This is a genomic window from Bacteroides clarus YIT 12056, from assembly GCF_900129655.1.
Lineage (GTDB): Bacteria > Bacteroidota > Bacteroidia > Bacteroidales > Bacteroidaceae > Bacteroides > Bacteroides clarus.
Genome location: NZ_FQWK01000001.1, coordinates 308,276 through 322,263, shown reverse-complemented (window position 1 = coordinate 322,263; position 13,988 = coordinate 308,276). Strand labels below are relative to the sequence as shown.

At 44.4% G+C, this 13,988-nt stretch carries 14 protein-coding genes; 4 read left to right on the top strand and 10 right to left on the bottom strand.

Features of this window, described 5'->3' with window-relative positions; genetic code table 11:
- Nucleotides 1-42 precede the first annotated feature (42 nt).
- The 3 genes from BUB52_RS01225 to mtaB are packed head-to-tail and all read right to left on the bottom strand — an operon-like array spanning nucleotide 43 to nucleotide 3,311.
- Nucleotides 43-1,059 carry a glycosyltransferase family 2 protein gene (locus BUB52_RS01225; protein WP_009123079.1) on the bottom strand — a complete coding sequence of 339 codons (1,017 nt, stop codon included), beginning with the start codon at nucleotides 1,057-1,059 and terminating at the stop codon, nucleotides 43-45.
- Nucleotides 1,052-1,951: a lysophospholipid acyltransferase family protein gene (locus BUB52_RS01220; RefSeq protein ID WP_039951083.1), complete on the bottom strand. Its 900-nt coding sequence runs from the start codon at nucleotides 1,949-1,951 to the stop codon at nucleotides 1,052-1,054. The genes BUB52_RS01225 and BUB52_RS01220 overlap by 8 nt, the downstream gene beginning before the upstream one ends.
- Before the next feature lie 22 nt (nucleotides 1,952-1,973).
- Nucleotides 1,974-3,311: a tRNA (N(6)-L-threonylcarbamoyladenosine(37)-C(2))-methylthiotransferase MtaB gene (mtaB, locus tag BUB52_RS01215; protein WP_009123077.1), complete on the bottom strand. Its 1,338-nt coding sequence runs from the start codon at nucleotides 3,309-3,311 to the stop codon at nucleotides 1,974-1,976.
- Nucleotides 3,312-3,395: 84 nt separating this feature from the next.
- Here mtaB and BUB52_RS01210 point away from each other — a divergent pair, with 84 nt between their 5' ends.
- The gene (locus BUB52_RS01210; RefSeq protein ID WP_039951082.1) at nucleotides 3,396-5,069 is read left to right on the top strand and encodes a long-chain fatty acid--CoA ligase; all 1,674 of its coding nucleotides are present in this window, start codon (nucleotides 3,396-3,398) and stop codon (nucleotides 5,067-5,069) included.
- 157 nt (nucleotides 5,070-5,226) lie between these two features.
- The gene (locus tag BUB52_RS01200) at nucleotides 5,227-5,433 is read left to right on the top strand and encodes a hypothetical protein (protein ID WP_009123074.1); all 207 of its coding nucleotides are present in this window, start codon (nucleotides 5,227-5,229) and stop codon (nucleotides 5,431-5,433) included.
- Between the two features lie 235 nt (nucleotides 5,434-5,668).
- Here the strand turns inward: BUB52_RS01200 and rplI are convergent, their stop codons facing one another.
- From rplI to rpsF, 3 genes are read right to left on the bottom strand one after another with little or no spacing between them, the layout of a single operon-like run.
- On the bottom strand, nucleotides 5,669-6,118 hold the full coding sequence (rplI, locus tag BUB52_RS01195; RefSeq protein ID WP_009123073.1) for a 50S ribosomal protein L9: 450 nt from the start codon (nucleotides 6,116-6,118) through the stop codon (nucleotides 5,669-5,671).
- Between the two features lie 15 nt (nucleotides 6,119-6,133).
- Complete coding sequence (rpsR, locus tag BUB52_RS01190; protein ID WP_004288442.1) at nucleotides 6,134-6,406, bottom strand: 30S ribosomal protein S18; 273 nt, start codon at nucleotides 6,404-6,406, stop codon at nucleotides 6,134-6,136.
- Between the two features lie 2 nt (nucleotides 6,407-6,408).
- Nucleotides 6,409-6,753: a 30S ribosomal protein S6 gene (rpsF, locus tag BUB52_RS01185; RefSeq protein WP_004288441.1), complete on the bottom strand. Its 345-nt coding sequence runs from the start codon at nucleotides 6,751-6,753 to the stop codon at nucleotides 6,409-6,411.
- Between the two features lie 148 nt (nucleotides 6,754-6,901).
- On the opposite strand from rpsF, the gene BUB52_RS01180 reads away from it, so the two are divergent.
- Together BUB52_RS01180 and BUB52_RS15690 are read left to right on the top strand one after the other, a co-directional pair.
- A complete protein-coding gene (locus tag BUB52_RS01180) occupies nucleotides 6,902-7,348 on the top strand; it encodes a MarR family winged helix-turn-helix transcriptional regulator (RefSeq protein WP_009123072.1) in 447 nt (148 codons plus the stop codon).
- Between the two features lie 247 nt (nucleotides 7,349-7,595).
- Nucleotides 7,596-7,772: a hypothetical protein gene (locus BUB52_RS15690; RefSeq protein WP_005657360.1), complete on the top strand. Its 177-nt coding sequence runs from the start codon at nucleotides 7,596-7,598 to the stop codon at nucleotides 7,770-7,772.
- Nucleotides 7,773-7,854: 82 nt separating this feature from the next.
- On the opposite strand, the gene rprY is transcribed toward BUB52_RS15690, so the two are convergent.
- The 4 genes from rprY to nagB form a co-directional block, all read right to left on the bottom strand.
- Nucleotides 7,855-8,556 carry a response regulator transcription factor RprY gene (gene rprY, locus BUB52_RS01175; protein ID WP_009123069.1) on the bottom strand — a complete coding sequence of 234 codons (702 nt, stop codon included), beginning with the start codon at nucleotides 8,554-8,556 and terminating at the stop codon, nucleotides 7,855-7,857.
- Between the two features lie 5 nt (nucleotides 8,557-8,561).
- A complete protein-coding gene (locus tag BUB52_RS01170) occupies nucleotides 8,562-10,103 on the bottom strand; it encodes a sensor histidine kinase (protein WP_009123068.1) in 1,542 nt (513 codons plus the stop codon).
- A gap of 261 nt (nucleotides 10,104-10,364) precedes the next feature.
- Complete coding sequence (locus BUB52_RS01165; protein WP_009123067.1) at nucleotides 10,365-12,521, bottom strand: elongation factor G; 2,157 nt, start codon at nucleotides 12,519-12,521, stop codon at nucleotides 10,365-10,367.
- A 639-nt stretch (nucleotides 12,522-13,160) separates the two neighbouring features.
- Entirely contained in the window at nucleotides 13,161-13,973 is an 813-nt protein-coding gene (gene nagB / locus BUB52_RS01160) for a glucosamine-6-phosphate deaminase (protein WP_009123066.1), read from the bottom strand.
- Between the last annotated feature and the right edge of the window lie 15 nt (nucleotides 13,974-13,988).

Below are 13,988 nucleotides of genomic sequence, written 5' to 3'. Positions count from 1 at the left end.
AATAACTTTAACAAATAAACAATCGGAAACAGATAACAGTTCTTACAATCGAGAGAAACGTTTCTTCCCGCGCAGATAAAACTGTACCAAGATACTGCTTTCTGTCCGTTCGGGAATCATCGGAAGGGATGTTTTTTTCAGGTTCTCCCTACGGGCGTCCGCAAACGAGGGACGAAGCAAACGGAATGCACGGCGTGCGCGAATCACCGCCCACATATTGGGAAACTGCCCTTTCAGCAGAAAACTCAGAGCTGCCACATAATCAAGAACCGCACGCACACGCATCACAAAGGCCAACTCTTCCTGCGGCAGATTCTTATAGAGCATTACAAGATTATTACGAAAATTAAGAAAGGTCTTATGAGGGTTCTCTTTCTTCAAGGTTGCACCGCCTACATGATAGACGGTACTTTGGGGCACGCAAACCAGCATCCGTCCACGGGCGCGAAGCCGCCAGCACAAGTCAATCTCCTCCATGTGGGCAAAGAAGCGGCCATCCAGTCCGCCGGCATCCCGATAGTCTTTCTGACGGATAAACAGGGCGGCTCCTGTAACCCAAAACACCGGAATGACAGTATCATACTGCCCGTTGTCCTTCTCCACTACACCCATTATCCGTCCCCGGCAGAAGGGATAACCGTAGCGGTCTATAAATCCGCCGGCTGCTCCCGCATATTCAAACAGTTCTTTTTGACGCCAACTCCGGATTTTAGGTTGGCACGCCGCAACCTCAGGATGAGCGTCCATATAGTTTATGAGTGGCGCCAACCAGTGTTCGGTCACTTCCACATCGGAATTAAGCAACACCACATATTCGGCGGATACTTGTTGCAAGGCAAGATTATATCCCTCGGCAAAACCGAGATTTTCTTTTAATATAATAAGGTGTACGGACGGGAATTCTTGTCGAAGCATATCGACGGAAGCATCCGTCGAACCGTTATCCGCCACATAAATTTCCGCGCCTTCCGTTTTGGAACAGCGTATTACGGAAGGAAGAAACGAACGAAGCATTTCACATCCGTTCCAGTTTAATATGACAACGGCTGTCTTATCCATGTTGTATGGTATCTTCACGCTTTAGTTTCCAACGCTTATGCGACCAGAACCAATAGGGCGGTTCCCTACGAATTGTCTGCTCCAAACGGCGGGCAAAACATTCCGTTATCTCACCGTCGGCAGTTGCCTTCGGCGTTTCGGTTATCAAGTCAAACCGGACACGGCAATAGCCCCTCCCCTGCTTCTTCAATTCGCAATAGAATACGGGGAAGTCCATGAGTTTCGCTATACGCTCGGCACCGTCCATAAAACCGGTATCCTGATTCAGGAAGGTTGTCCAATGATGCGCCTCGTTAGGATTGGGAGACTGATCGGTTATCATTCCCACCGCCACACGTTTATTGTCACGACGCAGTTTGATAATTTCACGCGCCGTAGAATGTTTGGGCACATTGTAACCGCCGAAGCGGGCACGGATGCGTTTAAACATCGCATCCATATATTTATTGTGCAGCGGTTTATAGATTTGTACCGGTATATCTCCCTCTTGCATAATACTGCTCATTCCCGTAATCCACTCGAAATTAGCGTAATGCGGTATGAGCAACACAATGCCGCCATGTTTCTCGATCATGGCAAGGTACTCTTCCTTATTGTCATATTCCATGCGCCGGCAGAGTTCCTTGAAAGACATGCGCAGCATCTTCACCTCTTCCAGCATATAATCGCAGATATAACGATAGAACCCGCGTTCTATATCCCGCAGTTCCGTCTCGGACTTTTCGGGAAATGCATGGCGCAAATTAGTGCGTACCACTCTGCGCCGATAGTGCACGACGTGATGCATCAAAAAGCAAAGCCCGTCGGATAGCGCATAAAGCGCCTTAAAAGGCAATAAGGCCAACAGCCACATGCCTGCATAAGTCAACCAATAAATCAATCTCGATTTCACCTTGTCAATTCCTTATTACTGATTACTTATCTGCCAATCCCTTATCGCCAAGCACTCCCAAAAGAGCCGTGCCTTCTTCATTAAAATTACCCATACGCGCCGGAATTACCTGATTATCCAACGCATCATCATGCGGTACTTCCACCCGGATATAATTCGGAGTAAAGCCGTGCATAGGTGTTCCCGGTTTAGAGCGCTCCAACAGAACCGGCATTGTCTGCCCGATATGGCGGGCGTAAAACGCGCGTGTCTTTTCGTCCGACAATTCCAGCAGAAGCTGGCTGCGTCTGTGCTTTTCCTCGGAGGATACCACATGGTCTATCTTCAAGGCCTGCGTGCCCGGACGTTCGGAATAGCTGAACACATGAAGCTGCGTCACATCCAGGCCTTGAATAAACCGGTAGGCCTGTTCAAAGTATTCTTCCGTTTCTCCACGGGTACCCACAATTACGTCCACGCCGATAAAGGCATCAGGCATCACTTCCTTTATCCGCCTCACTTTAGAAGCAAATAAAGCCGTATCATATCGCCTGCGCATCAGTTTCAACACTTCATCGCTACCCGATTGCAACGGGATATGGAAATGAGGCATGAACCGCTTGGAACGGGATACGAACTTAATGATTTCGTCCGTCAGCAAGTTAGGCTCGATAGAAGATATACGATAGCGTTCGATGCCTTCCACTTCGTCCAGCGCTTTCACCAAATCAAAAAAAGTTTCCCCTGTCGATTTGCCGAAATCACCGATGTTTACTCCTGTCAAGACAATCTCCTTACCGCCTTCGGCCGCCGCCTGACGAGCCTGCTCCACAAGAGAGGCAATACTTCCGTTACGACTGCGTCCGCGGGCAAAAGGAATGGTGCAATAAGAGCAGTAATAATCGCAACCGTCTTGCACTTTCAAGAAGAAACGGGTACGGTCGCCACGCGAGCACGACGGAGCGAACGAACGGATATCTTTCAAAGCGGAGGTATAAGCCTCACCGCTTTCATGCTTTTTCAAGTCACCCAGATATTGAAGCAGGTCTTTCTTCTGCTCCGCCCCCAGCACAACGTCCACGCCTTCTATCTTTGCCACAGCATCCGGCTTCAACTGGGCATAACACCCCGTTACCACCACAAAAGCTCCCGGATGCTGCTTCACCAAACGATGAATGGCCTGGCGGCACTTCTTATCCGCCACTTCGGTAACCGAACAGGTGTTTACCACACATATATCCGCTTTCTCTCCTTTGCGCGCCGTACGCACGCCTGCCTCCCGCAAAATCTTACCGATAGTCGAGGTCTCCGAGAAATTCAGCTTGCACCCCAACGTATAGTAAACCGCTGTCTTATCTTGAAATATATTGGTATCTATCATGAGCCTAAATCACATTTTCACGACAAAGGTACACATTATTATTATATTTTTCCTACTTTTGCACAATTCATCAAAAAACGTGCAATGATACAAGAAAACTTTATCAAGCTATACGAGCATAGTTTCCGCGAGAATTGGGACCTCCCCTGTTATACCGATTATGGAGAAAACGAAAGTTATACCTACGGAGAAGTTGCGCAAGAAATTGCCAAATTACACCTGTTATTCAAGCATTGCAGCCTGCGCCGCGGCGATAAGATAGCGGTTATCGGCAAGAATAATGCCCGCTGGTGCATCGCTTATATGGCGATTATCACTTATGGCGGTATCGTAGTTCCTATCCTGCAGGATTTCAACCCCAATGATGTACATCACATCGTTAATCATTCCGAATCTGTATTCCTCTTTACCAGCGATGCCATTTGGGAGCATCTGGAAGAAGAACGGCTTACCGGCTTGCGCGGAGTATTCTCTCTCAACGATTTCCGCTGCCTGTATCAGCGTGACGGAGAGACTATCCAGCGTTTCCTCAAGCATCTGGGCGATAAAATGGAAGAAACCTATCCGAATGGTTTCACACGGGAAGATGTGGCTTATACCGACCTTTCCAATGACAAAATAATGTTGTTGAACTATACTTCGGGTACGACGGGTTTCAGCAAAGGCGTTATGCTGACCGGAAACAACCTGGCAGGTAACGTAACTTTCGGCATCCGTACCGAATTGCTGAAGAAAGGTGATAAAGTGCTCTCTTTCCTGCCGTTGGCACATGCTTACGGTTGCGCTTTCGACTTCCTGACCGCTACGGCTGTGGGCACTCATGTCACGTTGTTGGGCAAAATTCCTTCTCCCAAAATCCTGATGAAGGCATTTGAAGAAGTAAAACCCAATCTGATTATAACCGTCCCCCTTGTGATTGAAAAGATATACAAGAATGTCATTCAGCCTATTATCAACAAAAAGTCCATGAAATGGGCGCTCAGCATTCCTTTGCTGGACGGACAGATATACGGGCAAATCCGCAAGAAACTGGTAGATGCGCTGGGTGGCCGGTTCAAGGAAGTCATCATCGGCGGCGCCGCCATGAACCCGGAAGTGGAGGAATTCTTTCATCGCATCAAATTCCCTTTCACCATCGGTTACGGCATGACGGAATGTGCCCCGCTTATCAGCTACGCCCCATGGAACGAATTCGTAACGACCTCTTCCGGACGGGTACTCGACATCATGGAAGCCCGCATCTATAAAGAAAATCCGGATGACCGACTGGGCGAGATACAGGTACGCGGTGAAAACGTAATGGTTGGTTATTATAAGAATCCGGAAGCCACCAAAGAAGTTTTTACCGAGGACGGCTGGCTGCGTACCGGTGACTTAGGTACTTTGGACGACAACAACAACCTTTATATCCGCGGACGCAGCAAAACCATGATTCTAAGCTCCAGCGGACAGAATATCTTTCCGGAAGAAATAGAGGCCCGCCTCAACAACATGCCGTTTGTCCTGGAAAGCCTTGTGATTGAACGTAATAAGAAATTGGTAGCTTTGGTTTATGCCGACTACGAAGCATTGGATTCCTTAGGATTGAATAATCCGGAAAACCTGAAGACCATTATGGACGAAAATCTCAAAAGCCTGAATAACAGCGTTGCCGCTTACGAAAAGGTCAGCCAGATACAGCTTTATCCTACAGAATTTGAGAAAACTCCCAAAAGAAGCATCAAAAGGTATTTATATAACAGTATCGCAGAAGATTAATATGTTATAGAACATGCTTAAAGCGGAAAAAACGGGCTTTCCTCAAAAAAAATTATAAAAAAAGTTGGGTTTTGGAGAACAACGTATCTAAAAAGTACATACCTTTGCATCGTTTTAATAAAGCAATTGATTGTATTACGTTTTAAAAGTAAAGAAAATGAAAAAATTAGTTTTGATGGCCGTAGCTATCGTAGCAGTATCTTTCGCATCTTGTGGTAACAAAGCAGCTAACGCTGAACAAGCAACAGCTGATTCAATCCGTATCGCTGACTCAATCGCAGCTGTAGAAGCAGCAGCAGCTGAAGCAGCAGCCGCAGTAGCTGACACAACTGCAGCAGATAGCGCAGCAGTTGTAGCTGAATAATTTCAGTACAACATTAGAGAGAATTGAAAGTCTGACGTACGAAAGTACGGACAGACTTTTTTTATATCTACAAGTATCTATTCCCACAAACATATTTGTCATTCAGAGCGAGCGAAGAATTCCTTTTCTTAAATGCAGAGAGAGGAGATTCTTCGCTCACTCTGAATGACAAGGAATCAAAAAAGCCCGGTTTCTTTTCAGAAACCGGGCTTTCCCTTTATATAGAATTCTATATTTATGCTTCTTCAGCAACTACTTCGAAAGGAATTTCTACAGAAACCTCTTTGTGCAGTTTAACGATAGCTTTGTAGTTACCAACTTCTTTCACTGCGTCTTTAACAACAATAATCTTACGATCGATGTTATGACCCAATTTAGCCAACTCTTCAGCAATCTGGATATTACCAACTGAACCGAAGATAGTGCCGGTTGCGCTAACCTTAGTAGCAATCTTCAAAGATACGCCTTCCAGCTTAGCAGCCAGTTCTTCAGCGTCCTTTTTGATTTTCTCCAACTTGTGAGCGCGTTGTTTCAGCTCTTCAGCCAGCATTTTCTTTGCAGCAGGAGAAGCGATGACAGCTTTTCCTGTCGGGATGAGGTAGTTACGACCATAACCGGATTTTACGGTTACGATATCGTTCTTATAACCCAAGTTTACTATGTCTTCTTTCAATATAATTTCCATACTTTCCTCCTCCTATTATTTCATCATGTCAGTTACATAAGGCAGCAACGCCAAGTGACGTGCTCTCTTCACAGCTTGAGCTACACGACGTTGGAACTTCAAAGAAGTACCTGTAATACGACGCGGAAGGATTTTACCTTGCTCATTCAAGAATTTCTTCAAGAATTCAGGATCTTTGTAGTCGATGTACTTAATACCGCTCTTTTTGAAACGGCAGTATTTTTTCTTCTTAACGTCTACTGAGGGCGGAGTTAAATATCTGATTTCTGATTGAACTTGTTGTGCCATGATTAATCCTCCTTTTTAGTTGATTTAACACTTCTTCTCTTCGCAGCGTATTCAGCAGCGTACTTGTCTTGCTTGAAAGTCAAGAAGCGGATAACGCGCTCGTCACGACGGAAATTTAATTCCAGTTTCTCAATGACAGTAGGTTCTGCATTGAACTCAATCAGCTGATAAAAACCGGTTGACTTCTTCTGGATCGGATAAGCCAGCTTTTTCAGTCCCCAGTTTTCTTCATTCACAATCTCGGCACCTTCAGCAGTAAGGATGCCTTTGAATTTTTCTACCGCTTCCTTCATCTGAACATCAGACAAAACGGGAGTCAAAATGAAAACGGTTTCGTATTGATTCATACTCGTTTAATTAAATAAATAAATTATTCGTTTATTAAATGCGGGTGCAAAGGTAGGCATTTTATTTTGAACTGCAAAAATAAGCGGACTTATTTTGTATTGTATCCAACTTATACTATATTTGCAAAGTTGTTTAAACAATAATTTCATGATAGAGCAATTTAACTTTGACATCCGGCTGATATTTGCCATCCTGAACGGCAAAGTATCTGCTGCCATTAACCGCAAATTATCACGTAACTTCAGGCAAAACGGTTTGGAAATCACTCCCGAGCAGTGGACTGTCCTCATCTTTTTATGGGAAAAAGACGGAGTGACGCAACAAGAGTTGTGTAATGCAACTTTTAAAGACAAACCCAGTATGACCCGCCTCATAGATAACATGGAACGCCAGCATCTTGTTGTACGCATATCCGATAAAAAAGACCGTCGTACCAACCTGATACACCTTACCAAAGACGGTAAGGAGTTGGAGGAGCGTGCCCGCGTCATAGCTAATCAGACGCTAAAGGAAGCATTACAAGATATCACCATTGAAGAGCTAAGCGTCAGCCAGGAAGTACTGAGAAAAATCTTTTTCAATACGAAAGATTAGAAGAATGAAGAACAAAGGATGAAGAATTATTTGATGGGATATTGGCGCGGTGCAGTCATATGACATAGCCAAACTTTCATTCCTCATTCTTCATCCTTCATTCTTCATTTTTCATCCTTTATTCCTCATTCTTCATTAAATTAGGTCGAATAATAGTTTTTTTGCAAAAATAATTTCGCTTGTTAAAGAATTATGCTTTTCTTTGTGACAAGAATATGAAAATAATAATCTATTAAAATACACACACATGAAAGGCTTATTAAAAAATCTGGGATTGATATTAATCTTGGTAGGAGCTGTAATTTTGGTTGCATGTTCTTTTACCGGCAATGTAAATAACAACGCGATTCTGGGTACCAGCGCTGTTTTAATTGTAATAGGATTGATTTCTTACATTCTTATCAACAAGAGAATTGCGGATTAATACCGAGAAAAAGAAATAAAAAAAGGCGATTGCACTGCAACCGCCTTTTTTTATTTTCCGTTGTCCGAAAACCAAGTCCTGTTTAGGACTCGGCTTCCGGAGTAATCAGTTTATATCCCTTTCCGTGAATATTGATAATCTCGATAGATTCATCTTCTTTCAGGTGCTTACGCAGTTTGGTGATATATACGTCCATGCTACGTGCATTGAAGTAGTTATCGTCAATCCAGATAGTCTTCAATGCAAAGTCACGTTGCAAAATCTCATTGGCATGCGCACAAAGCAAGCCCAATAATTCCGATTCTTTCGTAGTCAACTTAGTCTGCTTTTCAGGTGTTGACAGAATCTGCTTCTGGGTATCAAAGGTAAACTTACCAATCTTGTAGATACTGCTTTCCTTGTTCTTCTTGCCACGAACACGTCTCAAGATAGCTTCAATTCTGAAAGTCAGCTCTTCCATGCTGAACGGTTTGGTGATGTAATCGTCCGCACCGATTTTGAAACCTTCCAGAATATCTTCCTTCAAAGTTTTAGCCGTCAAGAAGATAACGGGGATTTCAGCATTTGCGGCACGAACTTCCTGCGCCAATGTAAAACCGTCTTTCTTCGGCATCATTACGTCAAACACACACAAGTCATATTTATTCTTCAGGAAAGCTTTGTATCCTGCTTCTCCATCGGGATATAACTCGGCAGCATAACCTTTGGCCTGTAAATATTCTCTTAAAAGCATGCCAAGATTCTCATCATCTTCGCACAATAAAATACGCAGTTTCTCATCCATATCAATCAATTTTTTAATAAAGGTAATGCAATAATAAATTTAGTTCCGACATTCAGTCCGCTTTCCGCCCGGATAGTTCCCTTATGGTCTTGAATAATCTTTCTTACATAAGCCAAACCAAGTCCGAAGCCTTTAACATCGTGCAGATTACCTGTATGCACGCGATAGAACTTGTCAAATATCTTTTTTAAGTTTTCTTTCTTAATACCTATACCGTTGTCTTGCACGGAAATCATCAGTTTGCCCGGTTCATTCCAGGTCTTCACCATTAATTGCAAGTCCACATCCGGTCTTTTATACTTCACCGCATTATCCATGAGATTGAAAATAACATTCGTGATATGCATTTCATCTGCAAAGATAATCGGGTCGGTCGCCGTCAAATCCGACTCAATTTTTCCATTGTACCGCTCCACTTTTAAAGCGAACGTATTGATTACTCCGGTAATCAGTTCATTGGCATCCAGTTCTTTCATTTTCAATGTCGCCTTCTGTCTGTCGAACATCGACATTTGGAGAACTTTCTCTACCTGGAACCTGAGTCGTTTCGTCTCATCATTAATGACGCCGGATATATGCTGGAACATTGCCGGCGATTTACCTACTGCCGGGTCCTTCAACATCTGCGCCGCCAACGAAATGGTTGAAATCGGCGTCTTGAACTCGTGCGTCATATTATTGATAAAGTCATTCTTCATCTCCGTCAGTTTCTTTTGGCGGAACACGATGTAAATCGTGAAGATGAACGTTATCAACAGAACGAAGGTAAATATCATCGACGGAATCATAAAGCTGACCGAATCGAAGATATAATCCCTTTTCCCCGGGAAATGTATCTTAACGATACTCATACGCGCAGGCGGATCGTTCAGGAATAAAGGCTGCGAGTAAGAACTCTCGCTACCGTCATCACTATAATCCGAACAGCGATAAACTTCCCTGCCGTCCCGGTCTATCACTTTGAAGTGATAGTTCAACTCGATACCGTTGTCAATCAGTCCCGATTTCAGATACTGGTCTAAATTCTTGAAATTCACCCGCTCCTCTATCGGCTTGTCACTGGCACGGTAAATCATCTGCCAAGCTACCTCATCCAGCAAAGCCCGTTGATACAGATAACGATTCTTGATGGCATCTGCCAGCGAACGTGACGTTTGAGGTATGGTTTTCGTTCCATGTTTACGCGAAATCATTGCCCTGGGCAGTTCCGACGCTTCGTTGGTAAATGTTTTCAGTTCGATAGCCGAATATCTGGTTCCGTCCGGCGATGTAACCGTAAAACGCTGCGTCTGCACCACTCCTTTACCTTGCGAGCTCTGCTCCCACGCTTTCTTCTCCGCTTCGGAGATATCCTCCCGCAACCAACGGTCAACCTCCGCGGACTCCACATCTTTTGAAGCAGCCATTAAAGCACGCTTCACCGATTCATCAAATTGCTCGTTACGCATCTTCACCATTTCCTCAATATAGCTGATCTGCAGATACAGCAAACTGATGAAAGAAAGGCCCATAACGACGCCTAATATCCATATTGTCGACTTTTTCATAGTCACAAAATTAACACTCCCTAATTAACACTCCTAACTAATTAACCTGATTTAACCGGGTGTTCTCGTTAATTAACCGTAGAAGGTTTTTTAAGTTGTATTACGAGCATTATAACAAAATGAGACACCTTTGGTTTGCAAATTTAATAAAAAATTAAATATTAACATTCACATTTCCCCATATTCTTAATCTGTGTTAATAAAAAAGCCGTCATTCCTCACGATGAGCGAACAACGGCTTCAACCATTTATTAAAAAATTCTATTCTTCAGCTTGTTTTGCTTCAAATTCCTTGATAAGTTTATCCTGTACATCACTCGGAACAAGCTCATAACTTGCAAACTTCATAATAAACGAAGCACGACCGCCTGTTAACGAACTCAATGCCGTAGAGTACGAGGACATTTCCTTCAAAGGCACTTTGGCAATCAGTTTTTCATAACCGGCTTCGCTGTTCATACCCATAATCATGGCACGGCGTCCTTGCAGGTCACCCATCACATCACCCATCTTATCGGAAGGAACAAACACCTCTACATCATATATAGGTTCCAAAATCTTCGGACCGGCATTCTTAAACGCCTCACTGAACGCATTACGTCCCGCCAGCATGAAAGAGATTTCATTGGAATCTACCGGGTGCATCTTACCGTCGTATACGATAACACGTACGTCACGGGCATACGAACCGGTCAGCGGACCTTGCTCCATACGCGACATGATACCTTTCAGAATAGCAGGCATAAAACGGGCATCGATGGAACCGCCCACAATACTGTTCACAAATACCAGTTTGCCGCCCCATTCCAATGGCACTTCCTCAACGCCTTTCACGTTCATCTTGAATTCCTGTCCGTTGAACTTATAAGTTTCCGGCATCGGCATACCTTCATAATAAGGTTCCACAATCAAGTGAACTTCACCGAACTGACCTGCTCCACCGGATTGTTTCTTATGGCGATAGTCGGCACGGGCAGCTTTCGTGATGGTTTCACGATACGGGATTCTCGGCTCTTCAAACTTAATCTGCAATTTCTCATTGTTCTCCAAACGCCACTTCAGTGTGCGCAGGTGGAATTCACCCTGCCCGTGCACAATGGTCTGACGCAGCTCCTTAGACTGGTCGATAACCCATGTCGGGTCTTCCTCACGCATACGGTTCAAGATAGCCATCATCTTTTCCGTATCGGCTTCATTCAGCGGTTTGATGGCACGGGAATATTTGGAATTCGGATATTTGATAAAATTGAAACGGTTTTCAGCGCCTTTGGCATTCAGCGTATTGCCCGTATGCACGTCTTTCAGCTTCACTGTACAGCCGATATCGCCGGCCACCATTTCTTCCACCTTGATACGGTTGGCTCCCGCACATGCGTAAATCTGCGCAATGCGTTCTTTCGAGCCGCGGTCGGCATTGGTAAAGTCATCTCCTTCGTGTACTTTGCCACTCATCACCTTGAAATACTGCACGTCACCGATATGCGGCTCAACGGCAGTCTTGAAGAAATACAAGGAAGTAGGTCCGTTGGAGTCGGGTTTCACCACTTCGCCGCGTGTATTGTGCACCGGAGGCATTTCGTCTACAAACGGAACAACATTACCCAGGAACTCCATCAAACGGCGCACACCCATGTCCTTTCCCGCACACACGCAGAATACGGGGAACATACCGCGAGAAGCCAACCCCTTGCGGATACCTTCACGCATTTCGTCTTCGGTCAGAGAATCCTGTTCGAAGAATTTCTCCATTAAAGTTTCATCGTGCTCGGCAGCAGCCTCTACCAATGCTTTATGCATGGCAGTCGCTTTTTCCATTTCCTCCGCGGGAACATCTTCTATAGTGGGCGCTCCGCCTTCCGGCCCCCACGAATATTTTTTCATCAGAAGTACATCAATCAACGAATTGAAATTCGGTCCGGTAGCCAACGGATATTGAACGGGAACTACCTTAGAACCGTAAATTGACTGCAACTGTTCCAGTACCATATCATAGTCGCACTTCTCATGGTCGAGCTGGTTTACAAGGAAAATAACCGGTTTGCCCAGCTTCTCCGTATAGCGGAAATGATTTTGAGTACCTACTTCAGGACCGTATTGCCCGTTCAGCAGCAGAATAGCCGTATCGGTTACATTGAGAGCCGTCATGGCCGCTCCCACAAAGTCGTCACTACCCGGACAGTCTATAATATTCAATTTCTTACCGTTCCACTCCACATGATAAACGGTGGAAAACACAGAATAGCCATATTCCTGTTCCACCGGAAAGTAATCGCTGACCGTATTCTTGGCAGTAATTCTGCCGCGACGTTTTATAATACCACTCTCAAAGAGCAGCGCTTCCGTGAGAGTGGTTTTACCCGAGCCGTCATTGCCAAGGAGGGCAATGTTCTTAATTTCATTCGTCTGATATACTTTCATGATATATAAGATTTAAAGTGAATACTCAGCATGCTTCCGTATGCCATTATTTTAGTGAGCCGCAAATTAGAAATTAATCAAAAGAAAAGCAATAAAACGTCTGTGTTACTAAACAATGTTATGTAACACATCAGCCATACGGATCTTTTTAATGAAGAATGAAGAATTATGAATGAAGAATTGCCATGCGGTGTAATCGCGCAGCTGATTCTTCATTCATAATTCTTCATTCTTCATTAAAAAAGGTTCACTGACATTGGTTGTCTCGGACAGAAGGCGGGATGACTGGTGAAGCAAGGAACCGCAAAGCATGTATAAGGCAGGAGTTTTGTGTGTTCTATCCCGATTGTATAAATGACAATGATTATTCTCCGGGATGAGTCGGGATGAGCCTACGGGGGAGATATCATTAAAAGCCTTTTAATATCCTATTAAAAGGCTTTTAATGATAGTTTAATAGGCTTTTAATTATAGTTCAACTTAGGAAAGAGATAAACAGACTCGGCAGAGGAAGGGGGATAAAGCGTACGATTTATCAATCAAGGGTATAAAGGCGGATAATCACATATATAAAAAGACTGCCCGTTCTTCCCATGGTGAGAGGAACGGGCAGCCGTCTGTCTATATCATATCTCTTTGTTATTTCAGCAAAGAAGCCGGGTCAAGATGCTCTGCTTCGATATCTTTGAAGTAACGATATGTACCTACTTTCAGTTCTGCGGTAGCAGCATCGTCGCAAACGATGATTCCTTTTTCATGCATTTGCAGCGCGCTGATTGTCCACATCTGCATCACAGGTCCTTCCACTGCATGATAAAGAGCGCGAGCCTTGTTGTGGCCGTTTACAATAATCATGACTTCTCTTGCGCTGAGCACGGTACCTACACCTACAGTCAAAGACGTTTTGGGAACTTTGTTGACATCGTTGTCAAAGAAGCGGGAGTTGGCGATGATAGTATCGGTAGTCAGAGTTTTCTGACGGGTACGTGACGACAAAGAAGAACCCGGTTCGTTGAAAGCGATGTGTCCGTCGGGACCGATACCACCCATAAAGAGGTCGATACCGCCGTAAGACTTAATCTTTTCCTCATAACGTGCACATTCGGCATCGAGGTCGGCAGCGTTACCGTTCAGGATGTTGGTATTCTCCGGCTTGATATCGATGTGACTGAAGAAGTTATTCCACATAAAAGAATAGTAGCTTTCGGGATGTTCCTTTGGCAAGCCTACATATTCGTCCATGTTGAAAGTCACCACGTTCTGGAAAGATACGATGCCTTTCTTGTTCAGGTCAATCAAGGCCTTGTACATACCCAGAGGCGAAGAGCCGGTAGGGCATCCCAATACAAACGGTTTTTCAGGTGTCGGATTAGCGGCTTTGATTTTGGCAGCTACATAATGTGCCGCCCACTGTGATACGGATTGATAATCCGGTTGAATGATTAGTCTCATTACGATTATTTTATT

Coding starts and splice junctions, on each gene's coding strand:
- BUB52_RS01225 (WP_009123079.1), bottom strand. CDS start 1,059: ATGGATAAGACAGCCGTTGTCATATTAAACTGGAACGGATGTGAAATG.
- mtaB (WP_009123077.1), bottom strand. CDS start 3,311: ATGATAGATACCAATATATTTCAAGATAAGACAGCGGTTTACTATACG.
- BUB52_RS01210 (WP_039951082.1), top strand. CDS start 3,396: ATGATACAAGAAAACTTTATCAAGCTATACGAGCATAGTTTCCGCGAG.
- BUB52_RS01200 (WP_009123074.1), top strand. CDS start 5,227: ATGAAAAAATTAGTTTTGATGGCCGTAGCTATCGTAGCAGTATCTTTC.
- rplI (WP_009123073.1), bottom strand. CDS start 6,118: ATGGAAATTATATTGAAAGAAGACATAGTAAACTTGGGTTATAAGAAC.
- rpsR (WP_004288442.1), bottom strand. CDS start 6,406: ATGGCACAACAAGTTCAATCAGAAATCAGATATTTAACTCCGCCCTCA.
- rpsF (WP_004288441.1), bottom strand. CDS start 6,753: ATGAATCAATACGAAACCGTTTTCATTTTGACTCCCGTTTTGTCTGAT.
- BUB52_RS01180 (WP_009123072.1), top strand. CDS start 6,902: ATGATAGAGCAATTTAACTTTGACATCCGGCTGATATTTGCCATCCTG.
- BUB52_RS15690 (WP_005657360.1), top strand. CDS start 7,596: ATGAAAGGCTTATTAAAAAATCTGGGATTGATATTAATCTTGGTAGGA.
- rprY (WP_009123069.1), bottom strand. CDS start 8,556: ATGGATGAGAAACTGCGTATTTTATTGTGCGAAGATGATGAGAATCTT.
- BUB52_RS01170 (WP_009123068.1), bottom strand. CDS start 10,103: ATGAAAAAGTCGACAATATGGATATTAGGCGTCGTTATGGGCCTTTCT.
- BUB52_RS01165 (WP_009123067.1), bottom strand. CDS start 12,521: ATGAAAGTATATCAGACGAATGAAATTAAGAACATTGCCCTCCTTGGC.
- nagB (WP_009123066.1), bottom strand. CDS start 13,973: ATGAGACTAATCATTCAACCGGATTATCAATCCGTATCACAGTGGGCG.